Source organism: Salipiger bermudensis HTCC2601 (genome assembly GCF_000153725.1).
GTDB lineage: Bacteria > Pseudomonadota > Alphaproteobacteria > Rhodobacterales > Rhodobacteraceae > Salipiger > Salipiger bermudensis.
Genome location: NZ_DS022276.1, coordinates 175,844 through 196,394, shown reverse-complemented (window position 1 = coordinate 196,394; position 20,551 = coordinate 175,844). Strand labels below are relative to the sequence as shown.

General features: G+C 68.2%; 19 protein-coding genes. 6 read left to right on the top strand and 13 right to left on the bottom strand.

The features are described 5' to 3' along the window. Window positions 1–56 precede the first annotated feature (56 nt). The 4 genes from R2601_RS00845 to R2601_RS00830 are packed head-to-tail and all read right to left on the bottom strand — an operon-like array spanning window position 57 to window position 3,267. Window positions 57–1,238, bottom strand: coding sequence for a phage major capsid protein (locus R2601_RS00845; protein ID WP_007792138.1), 1,182 nt, complete (start codon window positions 1,236–1,238; stop codon window positions 57–59). A gap of 29 nt (window positions 1,239–1,267) precedes the next feature. Further along, a complete protein-coding gene (locus R2601_RS00840; RefSeq protein WP_007792136.1) occupies window positions 1,268–1,810 on the bottom strand; it encodes an HK97 family phage prohead protease in 543 nt (180 codons plus the stop codon). Between the two features lie 37 nt (window positions 1,811–1,847). Then, window positions 1,848–2,081 carry a GTA head formation protein, RCAP_rcc01685 family gene (locus R2601_RS00835; RefSeq protein WP_007792132.1) on the bottom strand — a complete coding sequence of 78 codons (234 nt, stop codon included), beginning with the start codon at window positions 2,079–2,081 and terminating at the stop codon, window positions 1,848–1,850. Further along, the gene (locus R2601_RS00830) at window positions 2,068–3,267 is read right to left on the bottom strand and encodes a phage portal protein (protein ID WP_007792129.1); all 1,200 of its coding nucleotides are present in this window, start codon (window positions 3,265–3,267) and stop codon (window positions 2,068–2,070) included. The genes R2601_RS00835 and R2601_RS00830 overlap by 14 nt, the downstream gene beginning before the upstream one ends. 242 nt (window positions 3,268–3,509) lie before the next feature. On the opposite strand from R2601_RS00830, the gene R2601_RS00825 reads away from it, so the two are divergent. Further along, window positions 3,510–3,992, top strand: a complete 483-nt coding sequence (locus R2601_RS00825; protein ID WP_007792126.1) for a GNAT family N-acetyltransferase — start codon at window positions 3,510–3,512, stop codon at window positions 3,990–3,992. 7 nt (window positions 3,993–3,999) lie between these two features. Here the strand turns inward: R2601_RS00825 and R2601_RS00820 are convergent, their stop codons facing one another. The 6 genes from R2601_RS00820 to R2601_RS00795 form a co-directional block, all read right to left on the bottom strand. Continuing rightward, entirely contained in the window at window positions 4,000–5,346 is a 1,347-nt protein-coding gene (locus R2601_RS00820; protein ID WP_083793882.1) for a DNA-packaging protein, read from the bottom strand. Beyond that, window positions 5,282–5,623, bottom strand: coding sequence for a hypothetical protein (locus R2601_RS00815; protein ID WP_007792122.1), 342 nt, complete (start codon window positions 5,621–5,623; stop codon window positions 5,282–5,284). Before R2601_RS00815 ends, R2601_RS00820 begins: the two co-directional genes overlap by 65 nt. 292 nt (window positions 5,624–5,915) lie before the next feature. Further along, window positions 5,916–7,343 carry an NAD(P)(+) transhydrogenase (Re/Si-specific) subunit beta gene (locus R2601_RS00810; RefSeq protein ID WP_007792119.1) on the bottom strand — a complete coding sequence of 476 codons (1,428 nt, stop codon included), beginning with the start codon at window positions 7,341–7,343 and terminating at the stop codon, window positions 5,916–5,918. A 15-nt stretch (window positions 7,344–7,358) separates the two neighbouring features. Next, complete coding sequence (locus tag R2601_RS00805) at window positions 7,359–8,933, bottom strand: Re/Si-specific NAD(P)(+) transhydrogenase subunit alpha (protein WP_040544219.1); 1,575 nt, start codon at window positions 8,931–8,933, stop codon at window positions 7,359–7,361. Between the two features lie 128 nt (window positions 8,934–9,061). Next, entirely contained in the window at window positions 9,062–9,514 is a 453-nt protein-coding gene (locus R2601_RS00800) for a methyltransferase family protein (protein ID WP_040544996.1), read from the bottom strand. 146 nt (window positions 9,515–9,660) lie between these two features. Then, window positions 9,661–10,608, bottom strand: coding sequence for an MBL fold metallo-hydrolase (locus R2601_RS00795; RefSeq protein ID WP_007792112.1), 948 nt, complete (start codon window positions 10,606–10,608; stop codon window positions 9,661–9,663). Window positions 10,609–10,738: 130 nt separating this feature from the next. Here R2601_RS00795 and R2601_RS00790 point away from each other — a divergent pair, with 130 nt between their 5' ends. From R2601_RS00790 to R2601_RS00770, 5 genes are all read left to right on the top strand, one after another. Continuing rightward, window positions 10,739–11,485 (top strand): SDR family NAD(P)-dependent oxidoreductase, encoded by a 747-nt coding sequence (locus R2601_RS00790; protein ID WP_007792109.1) that lies wholly within the window; start codon window positions 10,739–10,741, stop codon window positions 11,483–11,485. After that, complete coding sequence (gene kynU, locus R2601_RS00785; RefSeq protein ID WP_007792106.1) at window positions 11,482–12,675, top strand: kynureninase; 1,194 nt, start codon at window positions 11,482–11,484, stop codon at window positions 12,673–12,675. The genes R2601_RS00790 and kynU overlap by 4 nt, the downstream gene beginning before the upstream one ends. Before the next feature lie 362 nt (window positions 12,676–13,037). Next, window positions 13,038–13,496, top strand: a complete 459-nt coding sequence (locus R2601_RS00780; RefSeq protein ID WP_007792104.1) for a (2Fe-2S)-binding protein — start codon at window positions 13,038–13,040, stop codon at window positions 13,494–13,496. Window positions 13,497–13,499: 3 nt separating this feature from the next. Beyond that, the gene (locus tag R2601_RS00775; RefSeq protein WP_007792101.1) at window positions 13,500–15,737 is read left to right on the top strand and encodes a xanthine dehydrogenase family protein molybdopterin-binding subunit; all 2,238 of its coding nucleotides are present in this window, start codon (window positions 13,500–13,502) and stop codon (window positions 15,735–15,737) included. 252 nt (window positions 15,738–15,989) lie between these two features. Beyond that, a complete protein-coding gene (locus tag R2601_RS00770) occupies window positions 15,990–18,689 on the top strand; it encodes a Hint domain-containing protein (RefSeq protein WP_007792098.1) in 2,700 nt (899 codons plus the stop codon). Window positions 18,690–18,702: 13 nt separating this feature from the next. Here R2601_RS00770 and R2601_RS00765 read toward each other — a convergent pair whose 3' ends face one another. From R2601_RS00765 to R2601_RS00755, 3 genes are all read right to left on the bottom strand, one after another. Then, window positions 18,703–19,245: a flavodoxin domain-containing protein gene (locus R2601_RS00765; protein ID WP_007792096.1), complete on the bottom strand. Its 543-nt coding sequence runs from the start codon at window positions 19,243–19,245 to the stop codon at window positions 18,703–18,705. Window positions 19,246–19,337: 92 nt separating this feature from the next. Further along, window positions 19,338–20,114, bottom strand: a complete 777-nt coding sequence (locus R2601_RS00760) for a gamma-glutamyl-gamma-aminobutyrate hydrolase family protein (protein ID WP_007792094.1) — start codon at window positions 20,112–20,114, stop codon at window positions 19,338–19,340. A 66-nt stretch (window positions 20,115–20,180) separates the two neighbouring features. After that, on the bottom strand, window positions 20,181–20,543 hold the full coding sequence (locus R2601_RS00755; RefSeq protein ID WP_007792091.1) for a GlcG/HbpS family heme-binding protein: 363 nt from the start codon (window positions 20,541–20,543) through the stop codon (window positions 20,181–20,183). Window positions 20,544–20,551 lie beyond the last annotated feature (8 nt).

The following is a 20,551-nucleotide window of genomic DNA, read 5'->3' as shown; positions in this document are numbered from 1 at the left end:
CCCGGCACGCGCCCCACGCGGGCGGCGCTATGCCGCCCCCGTGTCCCGTGGCCGGATCAGGCCGTGTCGCAGCGCAGCAGCTTGATCGCCGCGAAGTCGCTCACGTCGCCGCCCACGCGCTTGGTGGCGTAGAACAGGACGTGTGGCTTGGCGCTGAACGGATCGCGCAGCACCCGCAGATCGGGACGCTCGGCGATGGTGTAGCCGGCCGAGAAATCCCCGAAGGCGATGGCATCGGTGCCGCTGCCGATATCGGGCATGTCCTCGGCGATCAGCACCGGATAACCCAACAGCCGCGCCGGCTCCGCCGCCGCCAGCCCGTCCGACCACAGGTGGCGCCCGTCGCCATCCTTGAGCTTGCGCAGCGCGCCGGCGGTCTTGGAGTTCATCACGAAGCTCGCCCGCGCCCGGTACTCGGCCCCCAGCGCGTAGACTAGGTCGATGATGGCATCGCCATCGCCGATGCCGCCATCCACCCCGCTCGGCACATAGCCGAGGTTGCCCCAGGTCCAGACCGCGTTGTCGACCGCGTCGTGGTCGAGAAAGCCGCGCGGCTTGTCATCGCCGTCGCCCAACACGAAGGCCGCCGCTTCGGCGCGGGCGAACTTGTCGGCGATGCGCCCCGCGAGCCACATCTCGATGTCGAAGGCGCTGTCGTCGAGCAGCCGCTGGCTCGCCTTCGGCATCGCCGAGAGCTCGTGCAGCTTGATCGCGATGCGGTCGATGGTCGGCGTGCCGGTCTCCGACGAGGCGGCGGTCTCGTCCGCCCAGCCCGCGCCGGTCTCGCCTTGGTCGATCAGCACATCGTAAGAGGTCGCCTCGACGGTCACCACGCTGGCGATGGCGCGGATCGAGGCGGTGCTGTCGAGCACCGACTTCACCGTCTCCGAGGTCGCCGGATCGACCAGATAGCCGCCATCGCCGGCCACCCCGGTCGACAGCGCCTTGCCCTCGAGCACGAGGCCGCGCAGCCCGTCATCGTCACCCGTCCGGAGATAGGCATCGAAGGCCTCGCGGTGCGGCGCGCCGGTGTCCGCCGTGGTCGCCAGGGCCGGGCGTCCGCGCGGCGTTGCGTGTTTCGCGTCAAGCATGGTCAGTCGCTCTTCCTGTTGTTGCATCTTCAGCTCAAGGTCGCCCCGCAAGGCCCTGATATCGTCCACAAGCCCCGCGATGGCGGCGCCGACGCGGGTGGCCGGATGGCCGTTCCCGGCCCGGGAGACGTTGTCGGTGTTGGTCATGGTCTCGATCCCGTTCCTGATCGGCGCGCTCAACCTCGCGCCAGGTCCCGGCGCGCGCGCTCGAGCGTCTGCGCCAGCTCGTCCATCGCGGCCTCGTCGGGGCGTGTGCCCTTGGCCGCGACCCGTGCGCTGGGCAGCATCGGGAAGGTCACCAGCGACACCTCCCAGAGCTCCAGCTCGGTCAGGAGCCTGCGCCCCGTGCCGTCCTTTGTGGCGCGCAGCGTGCGGTAGCCGATCGACAACCCGTCGATGGCCCCCGCAGCGATAAGCGCCGCCGCCTCGCGCCCGCGCGCGACCGTGTCGAGCAACCGCCCCGTCACGTGCAGGCCGCGCGCATCCTCGTGCACCTCGTCCCAGGTGCCGATGGGCTGCGCCGGATCGTGCTGCCACAGCATCTTCACCGCGCGCCCTTCCGCCGCCAGCCGCTTCAGCGAGGCCGCGTAGGCCCCCGCCGCCACCACGTCGCCGCCCTGATCACAGGCTCCGAAGAGCGAGGCATAGCCCTCGATCCGCGCGCCCTCGCTCAGCGTCACCCCGGTGTCGAAGCGACAGAACTTGTGCTCCAGATCCATTCCCGTTCCTTTCCCGGTTGGGTCCCTGCAGCCACGCCTAGGGCGTTGCCACGATGACGCTCTGAAACGCCTGCGCGACGATCACGCCGGCCACGCCGGAGACCGCCAGCCACATCCGCCGCTCGAGCCGTTCGAGCAGCAGCTCCAGCCGGTCGAGACGCGCGTTCAGCGCATCGAGCTGCAGCCGGCTCATCTGCTCATGCGCCTCCAGCTTCAGCGCCGGCGCACAGGCGAAGGGCTCATAATCCAGCCTGCGATCACTCACCGGCATTTCCCTCCGGCACGTCCTGAAGCTCCGGCAGTCCCAGCATCCGGCGCTTCTCTGCGGCGGTGAGGAACTCGGCGCCGGCGACCCGCGCCCACTGCGCGTCGCGCTCGGCGGCCAGCGCGGGCACCTGGTCAAGATCGGGCATCAACGCGACCTCCTCTCCCAGATGCGAGGCCAGCCACCGCCCCACCGCCGCCGTCACCCGTGTCGCCAGAGGCAACACGGTGAGCCGGTAGAAGGCGCGGTGCGCCTCTTGGTAATTGGCAAAGGTCGCCTCACCGGGGATGCCCAGCAGCATCGGCGGCACCCCGAAGGCCACCGCGATCTCGCGCGCCGCCGCCTCCTTGGTCTTCTGGAATTCCATGTCGGAGGGCGAAAACCCCATCGGCTTCCAGTCCAGCCCGCCCTCGAGAAGCATCGGCCGCCCGGCATTGCGTGCGCCTTGGTGCAGCAGCTCCATCTCCTCACGGAGACGCTGGAACTGATCCGCCGCCATGCCGCCCTGTCCGTCACCGGCGGTCCAGACGATGGCACCCGAGGGCCGTGCCGCGTTGTCGAGCAGCGATTTCGACCAGCGGCTGGCGCTGTTGTGCACGTCGACCGCCTGCGCCGCCGCCTGAACCGGCGACAGCCCGTAGTGATCGTCCTGCGGGTGGAACGCCTTGATGTGACAGATCGGCGAGGCCCGCTCCCTCACCTCGAACCGGTGCCGGCGGGCGTCGACCATATAGTCATAGGCCACCGGCCAGCCATCCGGCCCTGGCACCAGCCGCATCCGGTCCGAGCGCAGCACGTGCAACTCCGCCGGCAGCCGCGCCGCGCCCGGCACCGCCTCGACATAGGCATCCCCCGACAGCAGCAGATGACCGTAGAGTGCCTCGAAGAGCTCCGCCCTGCCCTGCGCCGGGTTCGGCGCCGTCACCAGCGACAAAAGCGGATGCCGGAAAAAGCGCTGCTCGGCATCCTGCAGAACCAACGGCAGCGCCGCGGCGGCTTCGGCGATCAGCTTCACAGCCCGGAACCCCACCGGGTTGCCGCTGAACCCCGAGCGCGTCAGCGAACCGCCGTCGCGCGGACTCCACGCCACTCGCCCAGACCCCGCATAGGCCATCAGCGGCCCCGTGGCCGAAGCCTTGGCTTCGGTCTCCGCCGCCGCCTCGCGATCCCTGCGCAGAAAATCGAACACCATCGCTCGCCGCTCCTTCACCCGATCCAGTGCGAACCGCCGGGTCCGCATCGCGTTGAGGAAGGACACTATGAACGAGAGATTAAGCACCTCTGGCGGCTGCGCACGGGCAGCTCGCAACGGCCCCTCGCGCGGCAAAGCCGCTATGCGCCCAGCGCACTAGCGCTTCCCGATGCGCCTCGATAGTCTCCGGCAACACGACAGAATGCTGCGTGAGGACGAATGGAATTGTACGGAAGTTCTGAATGACCACCGAGACGACACAGGCCACTCTGCGCCCGCTCCTGGCCGATGATGCCACCACCGTGGCCGAGATCTTCCGCGACGCCGTGCTCAACGGCACCACCGCCCACTACACCGAAACCGAGCGCGAGGCCTGGGCCGGGCCCAAGCCCGACCCGGAGCGCTGGCGCGACCGCGTCGGCAGCTCGGTCGGGCTCATGGCAGAGCGTGATGGCACACCGCTTGGCCTGATGACCCTCGTCGCCCCCGGTCATATCGATCTCGCCTTCGTGCGCCCCTCCGCCGCTGGTCAGGGCATCGGGGCCGAGCTTCTCGCCGCGCTTACGCAGATCGCCCGCGCCAGCGGCGCGCGCGAGCTGACCGCCGAGGTCAGCAAGGCCGCCCGCCCCTTCTTCGAGCGCCACGGCTTCTACGTCCTGCGCCAGCAGAGTGTCATCCGACGCGGCGTGGCGCTGATCAACTACGCCATGCAAAAGCCGCTCTGAGCCACGCTCAGATCACCCGCAACGCCGGCCGCCGCCAGCCCTGCATCGGCGTCGCGATGAGCTCGGTCAGTGCCCAGACCAGCGCATCCACCCGGTCGGGCGAGCCCTGCCCGGCGAAGCCCGAGACCGTCATCAGCCCCATCTGCTCCTCGAGCGTGTCGAGCACGCCGCAATGCGCCACCCGGCCCTGCTCGTAAAGCGCCGCCACCGGCTCCGCCCGCGCCGCCTTGCCGCGCGTGGCGTGCACCTTGCGCAAGGGCACCTGCGGCGCCACCTGCCGCAGCACCGTCTCGACCATCGCGCCGCCCTGGTTGACCTCGGCCACCACCCGGTCGGCCTGCCAGCGCCCGTAGGCCGCCGCCACCGCCTCGGCCCAGCCGGTGGGAGAGGCGCCCTGCACGCTGGCATCCTCCAGCACCCAGGCCCGCCAGGCCTGCGGCGGCCCCGCGCAGACCGCCCCTGCCACGAGGATCCCGCAGGCATCCGCTCCCTGCCCCTCGCCCGCCGGCGGATCCACCGCGACGACGATGCGGTCGAAGCGCTCGGGCATCTCCGCGCCGCGCGCGCGCTCCAGCACCGCCTGCGTCCAGAGCGTGCCGTCCACATCGGTCACAAGCACGCCGTCGAGCTCCTGCCGCGCCAGCCGCGTGTTGCCGTAGCGCGCCCGCACCTCCCGCAGGAACGACGCCGCGAGGTTGGCCCGGTTGGCCTCGGTCTTGGCATGGGTCACCACAGTGCTGTCCAGCTCCAGCAGCTCCTTCAGCACGCCCACGTTGCGCGGCGTGGTGGTGACGCAGACCTGCGGTCGCTCGCCCAGCCGCAGCGCGAATTGCAGCATGTCCCAGGTTTCGCGCGCCTTCTTCCACTTGGCCAGCTCGTCGACCCAGGCGGCATCGAATTGCGGCCCGCGCAGCCCCTCCGGGTCATGCGCCGAGAACACCATCGCCTCGGCGCCGTTGGGCCAGACCAGACACCGCCGCCCGGCATGCCAGTCGGGCCGCCGGTCGGGCGGCGAACAGGCGAGGATGCCGCTCTCGCCGAACACCATCACCTCGCGCACCTGGTCCAGCGTCTCGCCCACCAGCGCCACCCGCCGGCAGCGCCCGGGCGACAGCGGCAGCGCGCCCTCGACGCAGGTGCGCACCCATTCCGCCCCGGCCCGGGTCTTGCCCGCCCCGCGCCCGCCCATGATCACCCATGCGCGCCAACAGCCCTCGGGCGGCAGCTGGTGCGGCATGGCCCAGAATTCGAAAAGAAAGGGGAGTGCCAGGCACTCCCCCTCGGTCAGCTCACTCAGGAAGCTCTCCCGCACCGCAGCAGCGGCGGAGGCGAGCCATGCGGCACCCGATCTCATCGCGCGCCCGTTCGAGATCGAGAGCCCAGTCTCCCGCAAGGCCTTTCTGTTTTCGTCTGACATTGGCGATCTGCGCCTCCGTTTCGTGCGACGCCCTCATCCAGTAGCGGACATCGCTCATCAGCTTGCCCGCATCGGTCTTCGACACCGCCTTCCCGTCTTCGATCTGCGCCTTGAGGCGTCTTATGTCCGCGCCGAGGTCCCGCAGAACGTCGGCGATGCGGTCGCGCTCGTCTTCGAGTCGCGACATCTCCTCTTCGAGGTGGACCAGGATCATGCTCGATACCTTTCTTGCCTGTAGGTCTCCGCCCGAGGCAGCCAAACGCACAACGCAAGAAAGCCCCACGGGGGCCTGTCCCCGGGGGCCGTGTGCGCGGCTTGTCCAGCATGTCTGAAAAGGTACGCCCGAGCGCGCGTCGGGTCAAGTTTCCGCACCGAACGCCGCCTTACAAGCACCTGTTAACGCTTGATGATAGCGCCGCCCCGCCGGCAAGAAAAAACGGCGCGGCACCTTCACGTGCCGCGCCCGCGGGATGCGCCCTCACGGGCCCATCGATCAAGTGACCGGATCAGTCGAGCCGGGTCAGGAGATCGCCCACCGATGCCTTGGCGTCGCCATAGAACATGCGGGTGTTGTCCTTGTAGAACAGCGGGTTCTCGATGCCCGAGTAACCGGTGCCCTGGCCGCGCTTCGACACGAAGACCTGCTTCGCCTTCCACACTTCCAGAACCGGCATGCCGGCGATCGGCGAGTTCGGGTCCTCCTGTGCCGCCGGGTTCACGATGTCGTTCGAGCCGATCACGATGACCACGTCGGTTTCCGGGAAGTCCTCGTTGATCTCGTCCATCTCGAGCACGATGTCGTAGGGCACCTTGGCCTCGGCCAGCAGCACGTTCATGTGCCCGGGCAGACGACCGGCAACGGGGTGGATCGCGAAGCGAACCTCCTTGCCCTTGGCGCGCAGCTTGCGGGTCAGTTCCGCCACGTTCTGCTGGGCCTGTGCCACCGCCATGCCGTAGCCCGGCACGATGATGATGCTGTCGGCCTCATCAAGCGCCGTCGACACGCCATCGGCGTCGATCGCCACCTGTTCGCCCTCGATCTCCGCTGCCGGACCGGCGGTGCCGCCGAAGCCGCCAAGGATCACCGAGATGAACGAGCGGTTCATCGCCTTGCACATGATGTAGGACAGGATGGCACCCGAGGAGCCCACCAGCGCACCGACCACGATGAGCAGGTCATTGCCCAGCGAGAAGCCGATCGCCGCCGCGGCCCAGCCCGAATAGCTGTTGAGCATCGACACCACCACCGGCATGTCGGCGCCGCCGATGCCCATGATCAGGTGATAGCCGATGAACAGCGCACAAAGCGTCATCAGGAACAGCGGGAAGAAGCCGCCGGTGCCCATGTACCAGAACAGGCAGAGCAGCGAGATCGCCGCCGCCGCCGCGTTCAGGATGTGGCCGCCGGGCAGTTTCTTGGCCGCCGAGCTCACCTTGCCGGCCAGCTTGCCATAGGCAATGACCGAGCCGGTGAAGGTGATGGCACCGATGAACACGCCTAGGAAGAGCTCGACCGAAAGGATGCTGAGCTCGACCGGGGCCTTGTGGGCCACCAGTTCCGCGAAGGCGCCATGCGCCTCGGCGGCATCCGGGCCGGTCACGGCCTTCATGGTGAAATGCGCGTTGTAGCCCACGAACACCGCCGCCAGACCGACGAGCGAGTGCATCGCCGCGACAAGCTGCGGCATCTCGGTCATCTCGACCTTCTTGGCCACGTAGATGCCGATGATGCCCCCCGCCGCGATCAGGATGATCGACAGCAGCCACAGGCCCGAGCCGGGCCCGATCAGCGTCGCGAACACCGCCAGCGCCATGCCGACGATGCCGTACCAGACGGCGCGTTTCGCGCTCTCCTGCCCCGAAAGGCCACCGAGCGAGAGGATGAAGAGGACTGCCGCGACCACATAGGCCGCCGTAGTGAATCCGAATTCCATGTCTGTGGCCTCCCCTTACGACTTCTGGAACATGGCGAGCATGCGCCGTGTGACCATGAAACCGCCGAAGATGTTGATGCCGGCCATGAAGACCGAGACGGCGGCGAGGAGGATCACCAGCCACGAGCCCGAGCCGATCTGCATCAGCGCGCCAAGGATGATGATCGAGGAAATGGCGTTGGTGACGGCCATCAGCGGGGTGTGCAGCGAGTGGCTGACGTTCCAGATCACCTGGAAGCCGACAAACACCGACAGCACGAACACGATGAAGTGCTGCATGAAGCTCGCGGGGGCCACGAGGCCCACCGCCAGCAGCAGCACGCCGCCGATGCCCAGCAAGGTGACCTGCTGCTTGGTCTGGGCCTTGAACGCCGCGACTTCCGCCGCGCGCTTCTCTTCCGGCGTCAGTTCCGGCGCCTTTTCCTTCGGCTTCTGCGCTGCGATCGCCTTGGTCTTCGGCGGCGGCGGCGGCCAAGTCACGTCATGCTTGTGCGCGATGGTCGCGCCGCGGATGACGTCATCCTCCATGTTGTGGTTGACCGTGCCGTCCTTCTCGGGCGTCAGGTCGGTCATCATGTGGCGGATGTTGGTGGCGTAGAGGCTCGAGGACTGCGTTGCCATGCGCGAGGGGAAGTCGGTATAGCCGACGATGGTCACGCCATTGTCGGTGACGATCTTCTCGTCCTTGACGGTGAGCTTGCAGTTGCCGCCCTTCTCGGCCGCGAGGTCGATGATCACCGAGCCACGCTTCATCGCCGCGACCATGTCCGGCGTCCAGAGCTCGGGCGCCTCGCGGTTGGGGATCAGCGCCGTGGTGATGACGATGTCCATCTCGGGTGCCAGCTCACGGAACTTGGCCAGCTGCGCTTCCCGGAATTCCGGCGAAGACACGGAGGCGTAGCCGCCGGAGCTCGAGCCGTCCGCCTGCTCTTCCTCGAAGTCGAGATAGACGAACTCCGCGCCCATTGACTCGACCTGCTCCGCCACTTCCGGACGCACGTCGAAGGCGTAGGTGATGGCGCCCAGCGAGGTGGCGGTGCCGATGGCGGCGAGGCCGGCCACACCGGCGCCGACGATCAGCACCTTGGCGGGCGGCACCTTGCCGGCGGCGGTCACCTGCCCGGTGAAGAAGCGGCCGAAATTGTTGCCCGCCTCGATCACCGCGCGGTAGCCCGCGATGTTGGCCATCGAGCTCAGCGCGTCCATCTTCTGGGCGCGGCTGATGCGCGGCACCATGTCCATGGCGATGACGCTGGCGCCCTTGTCGGCCGCCTCTTTCATCAGCTCTTCGTTCTGGGCCGGCCAGAAGAACGAAATCAGGGTCTTGTCGGCGCTCAGGCGGCCAACTTCCTCATCACTCGGCGGTTGCACCTTGGCGATGATGTCGGCCTGCGACCAGAGCGCATCCGGCCCGTCGACGACGGCGACGCCGGCTTCCTCATAGGCGGCGTCGGCAAACCCTGCCTTCACGCCCGCCCCGGTTTCGATGACGCAGTCATAGCCGAGCTTCTGAAGCTGCAGCGCCGACTCCGGCGTCATCGCAACCCGGTTTTCTCCTGCCGCCAACTCCTTTGGCGTTCCGATCTTCACGTCTTGGATCCCCCTTGGTTCCTAAGGTCTTTCGTTACGTTGCGGCACAAGCCGTATGCCCCGGGTCTATCCTGCAGGCCCGCGGCTCACAATGTGGTCGCGCCGGTTAATCACATTCCACCGTGATTTTAAAGCCACCGTCTCGTTTGTTGCGAGTATCTGACGTAACGCGCAACAAACTTTCGCTGCAATCGCACCTCTTCTTTCTCGATGAAGCGCTTTTCCACAACCCAGACAAAGATCGGAACCAGCGCCAGCGACAGCACCGCGTCGAGATAGAGGATGATCCCCAGCAGGATCATCACGTCCCCCACGTAAATCGGGTTGCGCGACAGCTTGAAGACACCGCCCGTGACAAGCTGCGCCGCCTCGTCATGCGGCATGAAACTGGTGCGGTTTCGGCGCAGCTCGATCAGCGCCAGGGCCGCCAGCAGCAGCCCGCCACCCACGAACAGCCCGCCGAGCAGATCCGCCCAGACCGGGCCAAAGCTCAGACCCACGGGGTGGTTGCGTGCCTGCCAATAGGCAAGGCACAGGAAAGCCAGCAACCAGACCGGCGGAATATCGATCCACTTCCGTATCACGCGAGCGTCCAGCCCTCTTTCTGCACAACCAACGCCAAGAGGCGACAAGAGCGGCGCCGGGTCAAGAGGCCCGGCGCCGCTCCCTCGTTTTGCCTATGCCGCCTTGCGCCGGCGCCTTCAGTCTTCTGCGTGCCCGCGGCGCGTCATTCCCATTCCATTTCCTCGAACACCCGCCCGGCATTCTTGGTGGCCAGTTCCTCGAACGTGTCGAGCCGCGCCCAGTTCGACTGATCGACATAGAACGCACCGGCAAGATCGCCACCCTCGTCGATATGGGTGCGGATCTTGGCGCGCAGATCCTTGAGGTAATCCGAGGTGTAGCGCGTCACCTGCGCCATGTTCGTCGGGTGCCCGTGGCCGGGGATCACGTAGGTCGCGCCCAGATCGGTGAACGGGCCGTCGAAGGTCTCGATCCAGCAGCTCGTGCAGGTCTCGGCGAAGATCGGCGGCATGCGCTCGTGAAAGGCGATGTCGCCGGCGATGACAATGCCCCATTGCGGGATCCAGACCTGCACATCGCCCGGATCGTGTGCCGGACCGAGATGCAGCACCTCGATGGTCACATCCCCCATCTCGACCGTGTAATTGTCGGAAAAGGACAAGTTCGGCACCGAGATCGCCGTGCCGTCGGCCTTGTCTTGGTTGTATCTCTGCATGCCCTGCAGAATGAAATCGCCATCTTTCTCGACCACCTCGATGGCATCCTCATGCGCCAGGACATCGACCCCGAGCCCGGCCCAGTAGGCATTGCCGAGCACCGCGTGCCCCTGCCCGTTCTCGTTGATCACCAGCTTCACCGGCTGGTTGGTGACCGCCTTGATCTCGTCGTGCAGCGCCTTCGCCAGCCGCACCGAGGCGCCGCCATTGATCACCACCACGCCGTCGCCGGTCTCGATGAAGCTGAGATTGTTGTTGTGCCCCGAGTTCTCATAGGTCGGCGGCGCCGTCGCCCCGATGGCGCTCCACACATGCGGAATGAATTCCACCGGTTTGCTGTAAAGCTCGGACTGCGGATAAAGATCCGCAATATCCTCATGCGCCGCGGCCGCCCCGGCCAGCAGCACGCCTGCAATCGTCATCGAGAGCCGCATGACATCTCCTCCTCCTTGGATTGGCCAACACATTCACAGATGCGCATAGGTTAGACAAGCGGCAATCCCGCATCTTGCCTGCGACGCGAAACCGCGTCAGGGTCGCGCGACCACATGAGACGGGGGCGGAATGCTGGAGGGACGACACGCGCTGGTGACCGGCGGCGGCACCGGGATCGGGCTGTCGATCGCGCGCACCCTTGCCGAGGCCGGCGCCAGCGTCACCATCTGCGGACGCCGCGCCGAGGTGCTCGAGGCGGCAGGCGCGCCGCTGCATCCGCAGGTGATGGACGTGACCGACGAGGCCTCGGTGCGTGCGGGCATCGCGGCGGCCACCGCCGCCCGCGGCCCGGTCCAGATCCTGATCGCCAATGCCGGCCTCGCCCGCCCCGCCCAGTTCCCGGACATCTCGCTCGAGGACTGGCGCCGGAGCCTCGCCGCCAATCTCGACGGCGCCTTCCTGACCACCCGCGAGGTGCTGCCCGCCATGCTCGAGGCCGGCTGGGGCCGGGTCATTGCGATTTCCTCCATCGCCGGGGTCAAGGGCATGAAACGCGCAGCTCCTTACGTCGCCGCCAAGCACGGGCTGGTTGGGCTGATGCGCGCCCTTTCCGCCGATCATCTCGCCCAGCCCGTCACCTTCAACGCGCTCTGCCCGGCCTATGTCGAGACCGACATCGCCCGGCAGAATATCGCCCGCGTCATGCAGCGAGAGGGGCTCGGCCGCGACGCGGCCACCGCCCTCGTGCAGTCCGCCAACCCCCATGGCCGTCTGATCCCGCCAGAGGACATCGCCAGCGCCGCGCTCTGGCTCTGCGGTCCCGGCTCCGACAGCATCGACGGTCAGGCCATCCAGATTTCCGGAGGAGAGTTTTGACCGATTTCGCCTGGACCCGCGAGCAGTTCCACATCCCGCTGGGGCTGATCTATCTCGACGGCAACTCGCTGGGCCCGCTGCCCAAATCCACCCCCGCCCGGCTCGAGCGCATGCTCTCCGAGGAATGGGGCGAACACCTGATCGGCGGCTGGAACACCTGCGGCTGGATGGAGATGCCAAAGCGCCTCGGAGACCGTCTCGGCCGCCTGATCGGCGCCGCGCCGGGCCACACGGTGGTCGGCGACACGCTCTCGATCAAGGTCTTCCAGGCCCTCGCCGCGGCGCTGCAACTGCGCCCCGAGCGCCGGGTGATCCTGTCTGACCGCGGCAACTTCCCTTCCGATCTCTACATGGCCGAAGGGCTCATCCGCCTGCTTGGCGATCGCCACGAACTGCGCCTCGTCGCCCCGCACGAGCTCGAGGACGCGATCACCGAGGAGGTCGCGGCGCTGCTGGTGACCGAGGTCGACTACCGCACCGGACGCCGCCACGACGTCGCGGCGCTCACCGCCAAGGCGCACGAGATGGGCGCGCTGGCGATCTGGGACCTCGCACATTCCGCCGGCGCGGTGCCGGTCGATGTCACTGCCGGCAAGGCGGATTTCGCCGTCGGCTGCACCTACAAGTACATCAATGCCGGCCCAGGCGCGCCGGCCTTCATCTACGTAGCCCCCGAGCACGCGGAAGAGGCCGACCCGGCGCTCGCCGGCTGGCTCGGCCATGCCTCGCCCTTCGCCTTCGAGCAGGGCTACCGCCCCGGCGAGGGCATCGAGCGCATGCGCGTCGGCACCCCGCCGGTGCTGCAGATGGCGGCGCTCGACGCGGCGCTCGACATCTGGGACAAGGTCGACATGGCCAAGCTGCGCCGGCGTTCGCTCGATCTCACGGCGCTGATGATCGACGAGGTCGAGACCCACTGCCCCGGCCTGCGCCTCGCCACCCCGCGCGACGGCACCGCCCGCGGCAGTCAGGTCTCGTTCCGGTCGGAGCATGGCTACGCCATCATGCAGGCGCTGATCGATCTCGGCGTGGTGGGCGATTTCCGCGCCCCCGACATCCTGCGCTTCGGCATCACGCCGCTCTATATCGGCGAGGCCGAGATCCACGAGGCGGTCGAGGTGCTGGCGCGGATCCTGCGCGGCGCACTCTGGGATCAGCCGAAGTACCAGCGCCGCAAACGCGTCACCTGACGCGCGTGGAGGCCGTGGCGGCCCAACCTGCCCCGCCGGCCTCGATGCCCCACACCGCCGCCACCGCTGCAACAGCCCCTCCATCGCCCGCGCGGCAGCGCCCCCGAAGCGCCCACACCCCATCTTCTTCACGTCGAGAAATACTCACGGCCGAGCACCCACCACACACCACGACCCCGGGCAAAGGCGTCACCCAGCCCAAGCGCCCGGAGACGGCGGCCCAAGGGGCCGCAAGGCGACAAGACCTGCGCGCCGCAGGCGCACCGCCCGCTTGCGGTCGCAGCGTCAGCCCAGCCTGCGATTGACGCCACCGCAAGGTTCTCCGACACTGCATGGACCGCACCCGGCAAGAGGAGGCCGCGATGCCCGCCACGCTCACCGTCAACGGAACCGCGCACGAGGTCGATCTTCCGGAGGAGGTCCCCCTGCTCTGGGTGCTGCGCGACGCGCTGAACCTCACCGGCACCAAGTATGGCTGCGGCGTCGCCGCCTGCGGCGCCTGCACGGTGCAGATCGACGGCGAGGCGGTGCGCTCCTGCCAGGTGCCGCTCGGCGATGTCTGGGGCGATGTCACCACCATCGAAGGCCTCGGCACACCCGACGACCTGACCAGGCTCCAGCAGGCCTGGATCGACCATCAGGTGGCGCAATGCGGCTACTGCCAGTCCGGCCAGATCATGCAGGCCGCCGCCCTTCTTGCGGAGACCCCGCAGCCCGACGATGCCGCCATCGACGCCGCCATGGCTGGCAATCTCTGCCGCTGCGGCACCTATCCCCGCATCCGCGCCGCGATCCGCGCCGCCGCCGGCATGGAAAGCTGAGCCATGTCGCGTCTCGGAACCATCGCCCGCCGCAGCTTTCTCTTCGGCTCCGTGGCCATCGCCGGCGGCGTCGCGCTCGGGGTCTGGTACCTGCGCAGCCCCGGCACCAATCCGCTGCGCCCCGAGCCCGACCAGACCACGCTCAACCCCTTCGTGCTGATCGACCGTGAAGGCGTCACCCTGATCGCGCCCCGGGCCGAGATGGGCCAGGGCACCCAGACCACCTGGGCCGCGCTGATCGCCGAGGAGATGGACCTCGCCTGGGATCAGGTCCGCGTGCTGCACGGGCCGCCGGCGCAGGCCTATTACAACAGCGCCCTGATGGCCGAGAACGCTCCCGGCCCGGCCTATGGCAAGAGCGCGTTCCAGCACGCGGTGGGCGAAGCCATGGGCACGCTGGGCAAGCCGCTCCGGATGCAGGTCACCGGAGGCTCGACGGCGATGAAGGATGGCTATGAGCGCATGCGCGCCGCCGGGGCCGCGGCGCGCGAGATGCTCAAGGCCGCCGCCGCCGCGCGTCTTGGCACCGATCCCGGCCTGCTGACCACCCAAGACGGCGCGGTGATCGGACCGGACGGCCAGCGCCTTCCCTATCCCGAGTTGGCCTCCGAGGCCCGCTACCACGCCCCGCGCGAGGTGCTGCTGCGCGATCCCTCCGAGTGGACGCTGCTCGGCACGCCCTTGCCCCGCCTCGACATGGTGGCGAAATCCACCGGCACCGCGGAATACAGCATCGACGTGCGCCCCGAGGGGCTGCGCTTCGCCGCCATCCGCATGTCACCGCGCCGCGCGGGCATGCAGCGCTTCGATGCCGAGACGGCCGAGACCATGCCCGGTGTCGAGAAGGTGGTCGATCTCGGCGACGGCGTCGCGGTGATCGCGACCAACACCTGGCTCGCCCAACAAGCGGTCGACGCCATCGAGGTCGACTGGGCGCCCGCGCCCTACCCCGAGACCACTGACGCCATCATGCGCGAGATCGAGGCCGCCTTCGAGCGCGCCCCCGACAGCACCCTGCTCGATCGTGGCAACGCCGACAGCCTGCCCGAAGGTGCCACCGAGATCACCGCCGAATACCGCGTGCCGTTCCTCGCCCACGCCACCATGGAGCCGCTCAACGCCACCGCTCATATCACCGCAGGTGGGCTCGAGATCTGGACCGGCAACCAGCTGCCCACCTTCACCCGCAGCGCCTGCGCCGATGCCGCGGGCCTGCCAGAAAGCCGCGTCACCGTGCACACCACCCAAATGGGTGGCGGCTTCGGGCGGCGCGGCGAGCTCGACTTCTCGGTCCTCGCCACCCGGGTCGCCATGGCCCTGCCCGGCACGCCGGTGATGACCACATGGTCGCGCGAAGAGGATATGCGCCGCGATTTCTACCGACCCGCCGCCATCGCCCGGATGCGCGGTGCGGTGCAGGATGGCGGGGCCGTGCTCTTCGATGCCGCCGTTGCCGGCCCCTCGACCGCGCGGCAGGCGCTCGAGCGCTGGATGGGGTTCGCGCCGCCGGGGCCCGACAAGGTGCATGTGGAGGGTCTCTGGAACCAGCCCTACGCCATCCCAAACGCCCGCGCCCGCGGCCACATCGCGTCTGATCTGACGGTGCCGGTGGGGTTCTGGCGCTCGGTCGGCAACAGTTACAACGGCTTCTTCCACGAGAGCTTTATCGACGAGATGGCTCATGCTGCCGGGGCCGATCCGCTGGAGTTCCGCCTCACCCTCGCCCACGACGCGTGGCGCCCGGCGGCCCGGGTGCTCGAGGCGGTTCGCGAGATGTCGGGCTGGCCCGACAAGCCCGAGGGCACCGGGCGCGGCGTCGCCATGTGCTTCAGCTTCGGCACCCCGGTGGCCTGCGTCATCGAGGTGGCCGAAAGCGAGGATGGCATCCGCATCCCCCGGGCGTGGATGGCGGCGGATGTCGGCGTGGCGCTCGATCCCGGCATCATCGACCAGCAGCTCGTGGGCGGGCTGGTCTATGGTCTCTCGGCGGCGATGATGGGCGAGATCACCTTCTCGGGCGGCATGGCCGAGCAAGAGAACTTCTACGACTACGATGCCCTGCGCCTGCCGCAGATGCCGCAGGTCGGAACCCGCATCCTCGAGACCCAGCGCTGGATCAGCGGCATCGGAGAGCCCGGAACGCCGCCAGCGGCCCCGGCTCTGGCCAATGCGCTCTTTGACCTGACCGGCACCCGGCATCGCAGCCTGCCGCTGAACCGCAGCGTGACGTTCTCGAGCTGAGACAGGTCCCACCCGGTGTGTCACCCCCGCGTTCGGCAGTGGCTGCCGCTCTCCCCTGCGCCCCCGTCTCAGGCAGGCGGCACACGTAAAGAGTGTGTCGCAACTGAATGATATATTTGAAACAAATTTTCTTCCGCCACATTTCCGTCATATTTGAAGCCAAATAAGAACATCGCGCCTCGTTAACCAAAGCGGGGTAAAAACAGGTCCGCGCAGAATCGGACCGCGAGCAGTACGAGTGGGGCAGCGAACATGGCGACGTACACGGTCGATTTCTATCTTTTCGACCCAACTGGGACCATTCCGACCACGAATGGCCAGAGCTTCGTCTGGAGCGGCCCCTCCGCAAGGCAGGGCCGCGCGATCATCACCGACAACGAGGCCGGTGTCGAAGAGCTCACGCTCGACGACAGCGCTGCCGGGGGCGAGACCGCCACCGCCGATGTCACCACCCCCTCGGGCAGTTCCACCGGCAGCGGCGTGCATGCGGCCGATGTCTGGACCCTGCGCGACACCGTCACCGGCGAAACCTTCGAGGTCGTGCGCTTTTCGACCGACACCGGCGATGCCGCGGGCAGCTACACCCTCTCCGAGCAGCCTCTCGTCGCGGGCCGGAGCTACGAGGTCGTGGCCTACGACAGCGAATCGAATGCCGCCGCAGGTGACGCCGCCTTCAGCTATGCTGATTACGACGACGGCGTGATCGACGGCACCAGCGGCGGCGACAGCATCGACCTCGCCTATGGCGATGCGCAGGGCCAGTCGGTCGACAGCACCGAGCTTGGCAATCACAACACCGTCGCGGCCGGGGATGGCAATGACACCGTCCACGGCGGCATGGGCAGCGACACCATCGACGGCGGCAGCGGCAACGACCTGATCTACGGCGATTACGGCGGTCTCGATCGCCCGGTCGAGACGATGTCGTGGGAAGCGGTCAGCCCCACCGATACCGACGTCTCCGCCGGGTTCACCCAGAACACCGGCGATGTCGATGTCACCTTCTCCTTCGCCAGCGATGGCGACAACCTGCCGCGGTTCGAGGTCGACACCGATTTCCCGCAGTACCGTGCCAGCGACGAGACCTTCTCGACCACGCACGCGCTGTTCCTCATGGGCGATGGCGATGGCGCCACCTCGACCACCACCATCGATTTCACCGCCGCCGACAGCTCGGGCGCCGATGACGCGGTCGAGAACCTCGCGTTTCGCATCAACGATATCGACTGGGCCGATGCCGGACACATCGATGTCGTCACGGTCAACGCCTACGATGCCGATGGCAACCCGGTCGCGGTCAGCTTCACCCTCGATCCCGGCGACACGCTGTCGGGCAACACCATCACCGCAGGCGCAACCGAGGACGAGCCTTCGGACGCAGCCGGATCGGCCCTGATCGAGATCGCGGGTCCGGTCTCCCGGGTCGAGATCATCTACGCCAATGGCGGCACCAGCACCCAGGGCATCTGGGTCACCGACCTTCAGTTCTCCGCCATTCCCGGCGACGGCAGCAATGACAGCCTGCTCGGCGGCACCGGCAACGACACGCTGTATGGCGAGGCCGGCAACGACACGCTCGATGGTGGCGACGGCGACGACAGCCTCGTCGGCGGTGACGGTGACGACCTGTTCTATGGCGGTGCGGGGTCGGATACCTTCGTGGGCGGCGCGGGCGCCGACACGTTCGATGGCGGCATGGGTCTGGACTATGTCAGCTACGAGTCGTCCGACGCGGCGGTGACCGTCAACCTGAGCAACGGGACCTTCTCCGGCGGTGATGCCGAGGGCGACCTGCACTGGGGCCGGGTCGACGGCATCTACGGCTCAGCATTCGACGACTCGCTGACCGGCTATGACGGTCATGGCATCGATGCCGACGGCAGCTACTGGACCAACGCAATCTTCGGGCGCGACGGCAACGACACGATCTCCGGCCTCGGCGGGCGCGACTGGCTCGACGGCGGCAGCGGTGACGATTCCATCGATGGCGGCGGCGACGCGGACACGCTGTTCGGCGGCGACGGGGTCGACACCATCCTCGGCGGTGACGGCGATGACAGCATCTCCGGCGGGCGCGGCGGCGACAGCATCGATGCCGGTGCCGGCAACGACACCATCGATGTCTCGCATGGCGACACCGTCGATGGCGGCGATGGCGACGACCTGTTCCGCCTCGTCGACCTCGGCGAGACGCCGGGCGGCACGATCTTTGTCGAGGGCCGCACCACCGGGCAGAGCGGTGGCGACAGGCTGGATTTCAACGGGCTGGTCGACCGCACCACGCTCAACATCACCGACAGCACCGGCGGCGAGCTCACCGGCACGGCGCAGATGTTCGACGGCACCACCGTCAGCTTTTCGAACATCGACGGCATCATCTGCTTCACGCCCGGCACCCTGATCCGCACCGCCACCGGCCTGCGCCCGGTCGAGGCGCTGCGCCCCGGCGACCTGCTGATCACCCGCGACGCGGGGCCCCAGCCGTTGCGCTGGGTCGGCGCCCGCGAGGTGAGCGCCACCGGCAGCTTTGCCCCGGTACAGGTGCCCGGCGGCAGCCGCCCCCTGCTGGTTTCCCCCCAGCACCGCATGTTGCTGAGCGATTACCGCGCCGAGCTGCTCTTCGGAGAGCGCGAGGTCTTTGTCAGCGCCGCGCTTCTGGCCGAGTACGGCGCGGCCGAGTTTCTTCCCGGCGGAACCGTCACCTACATCCATCTGCTGCTCGATCGTCACCACGTGATCGAGGCCGAGGGCCTGCCGACCGAGAGTTTCCACCTCGGCAGCACCGGGCTCGAGACGCTGTCCGAAGAGAGCCGCGCCAGCCTTTTCGCCACCCTGCCCGGGCTGCGCTCCGATCCCGACCGCTTCGGTCCGACCGCGCGCCGCTGCCTGCGCCGCCACGAGGTGCGCTCGCTGCTCGACTGGCGCGACGGGCTCAAGCTGATCGCCGCCTGAGCCGCGACGGATCTCAGCGCCGGTCGGCGGCCGTCGCGGCCCATCCGTCCACCGCCTCTGCAAGCCTGGCCCAGTCGGTGTATTCCCGGTCGGCCTTCGGATCGACCTTCTGGCCATGCTGCGAGGCGATCCAGCGCATCGCCCAGGATTTGAAGAAATCGTACTCGGCGAAGCGGAACGCGCCGGCCACCTGCTCGATCCGCCCCGGCCTCCAGCCGAAGCCCGCCACGGTCTTGTCGGCGATCTCCCGCAGCTCCTGCCACTCCTCGGCATCCTGACCCGCCGCCGCCAGCGAAACCTGAAGATAAAGCACCGGGTGCCGCGACAGCACGTCCGCGTGCGCCTGCGCGAAGGCGATGAGCTCCGGCTGCAGCGCGCCAACATGCACCGATCCCGCCAGCACCACAGCGTCGAACCGCGCGGGCTCCAGCCCTTCCGCATCGGTGACGTTGAGCAGCTCGACGCTGTGCCCGGCCGCCACCAGCCGGTCGCTGACGAAACGGCAGATCTTGCGGGTCTGCCCCTCGGTGGTCGCGTAAGCAATCAGAATGCGCATGTTGAGGCTCCTCTCCCCGGGTTCGGGGCAAGCCTAGCAGCGCGGTCAGCTTTCCGCCTTGCTCTGGCGCAAGCGGCGTCCTGCGGCGCGGATCAGGCCGAGATGCGCTGCGGTTCGCGCCGCGTGGCGGCGAAGTCGCGCACCGCGTCGCCGAAAGCCTCGAACAGCGGCCGCGACACCGGATCGTTGGCCGCGTCCCATTCCGGGTGCCACTGCACCGACAGGGTAAAGCCCGCGGCCCCCTTCACGTGGATTGCCTCGGGCGTGCCATCGGGCGCAAAGCCCTCGATCTCGATGCGGCTGCCGGGTCGCTTGATGCCCTGCCCATGCAGCGTGTTGGTCATCACCTCGGTGCTGCCGAAAAGCTTGTGGAACCGCCCCCCCTCGGCCAGTGTCACCTTGTGGCGCAGCGCGAACTTCTCCTCGAGCGAGCCGTCGGGAGGCATGCGGTGGTTCATTCGCCCCGGCAGATCGCGGATCTCCGGATAGAGCGTGCCGCCCATCGCCACGTTGACCTCCTGGAAGCCGCGGCAAATGCCCAGGAAAGGCTGCCCGCGCTCGACGCATTGACGCACCAGCGGCAGCACGATGGCATCGCGGGCACGGTCGAAGGCGCCATGCGCCTCGGTGGCCTCCTCGCCGTATTCCTCGGGATGCACGTTGGGCCGCCCGCCGGTGAGCAGGAAGCCGTCGCAGACCTGCATCAGCTCCTCGACCGAGACGAAACGCGGGTCGGCGGCGATCAGCAGGGGCAGACAACCCGAGACGCAGGCCACGGCCTCGGTGTTCATCTCCCCGCCCGCATGGGCCGGGTAGGTCTCGTTCAGAAGGTGCTGGTTGCCGATGATGCCGACGACGGGGCGGGCCATGAAAACCTCTTTCTCGCTGCTGCTGCACCGCAACATAGTGCAGCAGCAGAGGTTTCGAAAGGTGGCTCAGACCTCGGCGACCAGCCCGGCGGCCTCGACGCCCGCTTTCGCGGCAGTCGCGTCATTGTCCGAGCTGTCGCCGGTGACGCCGAGCGCCCCCATCACGCGGCCCTTGGAATCCTTGACCAATACGCCGCCCGGCACCGGGATCATCTGGCCGCCGAAGGCGCCGTTGGCGGCGGCGATGAAATAGGCCTGTGCCTCAGCGCGCGCCATCTGTGCGCTGCCCGGCATGCCCAGCATCACCGCGCCATAGGCCTTGCCCTGCGCGATCTGGAACCGCCCCGGGCTGGCCCCGTCCTGGCGTTCGAAGGCGATGACATGCCCGCCGGCGTCCAGCACCACGGCAGAAAGCGGGTTCAGCCCCATTCCTGCCC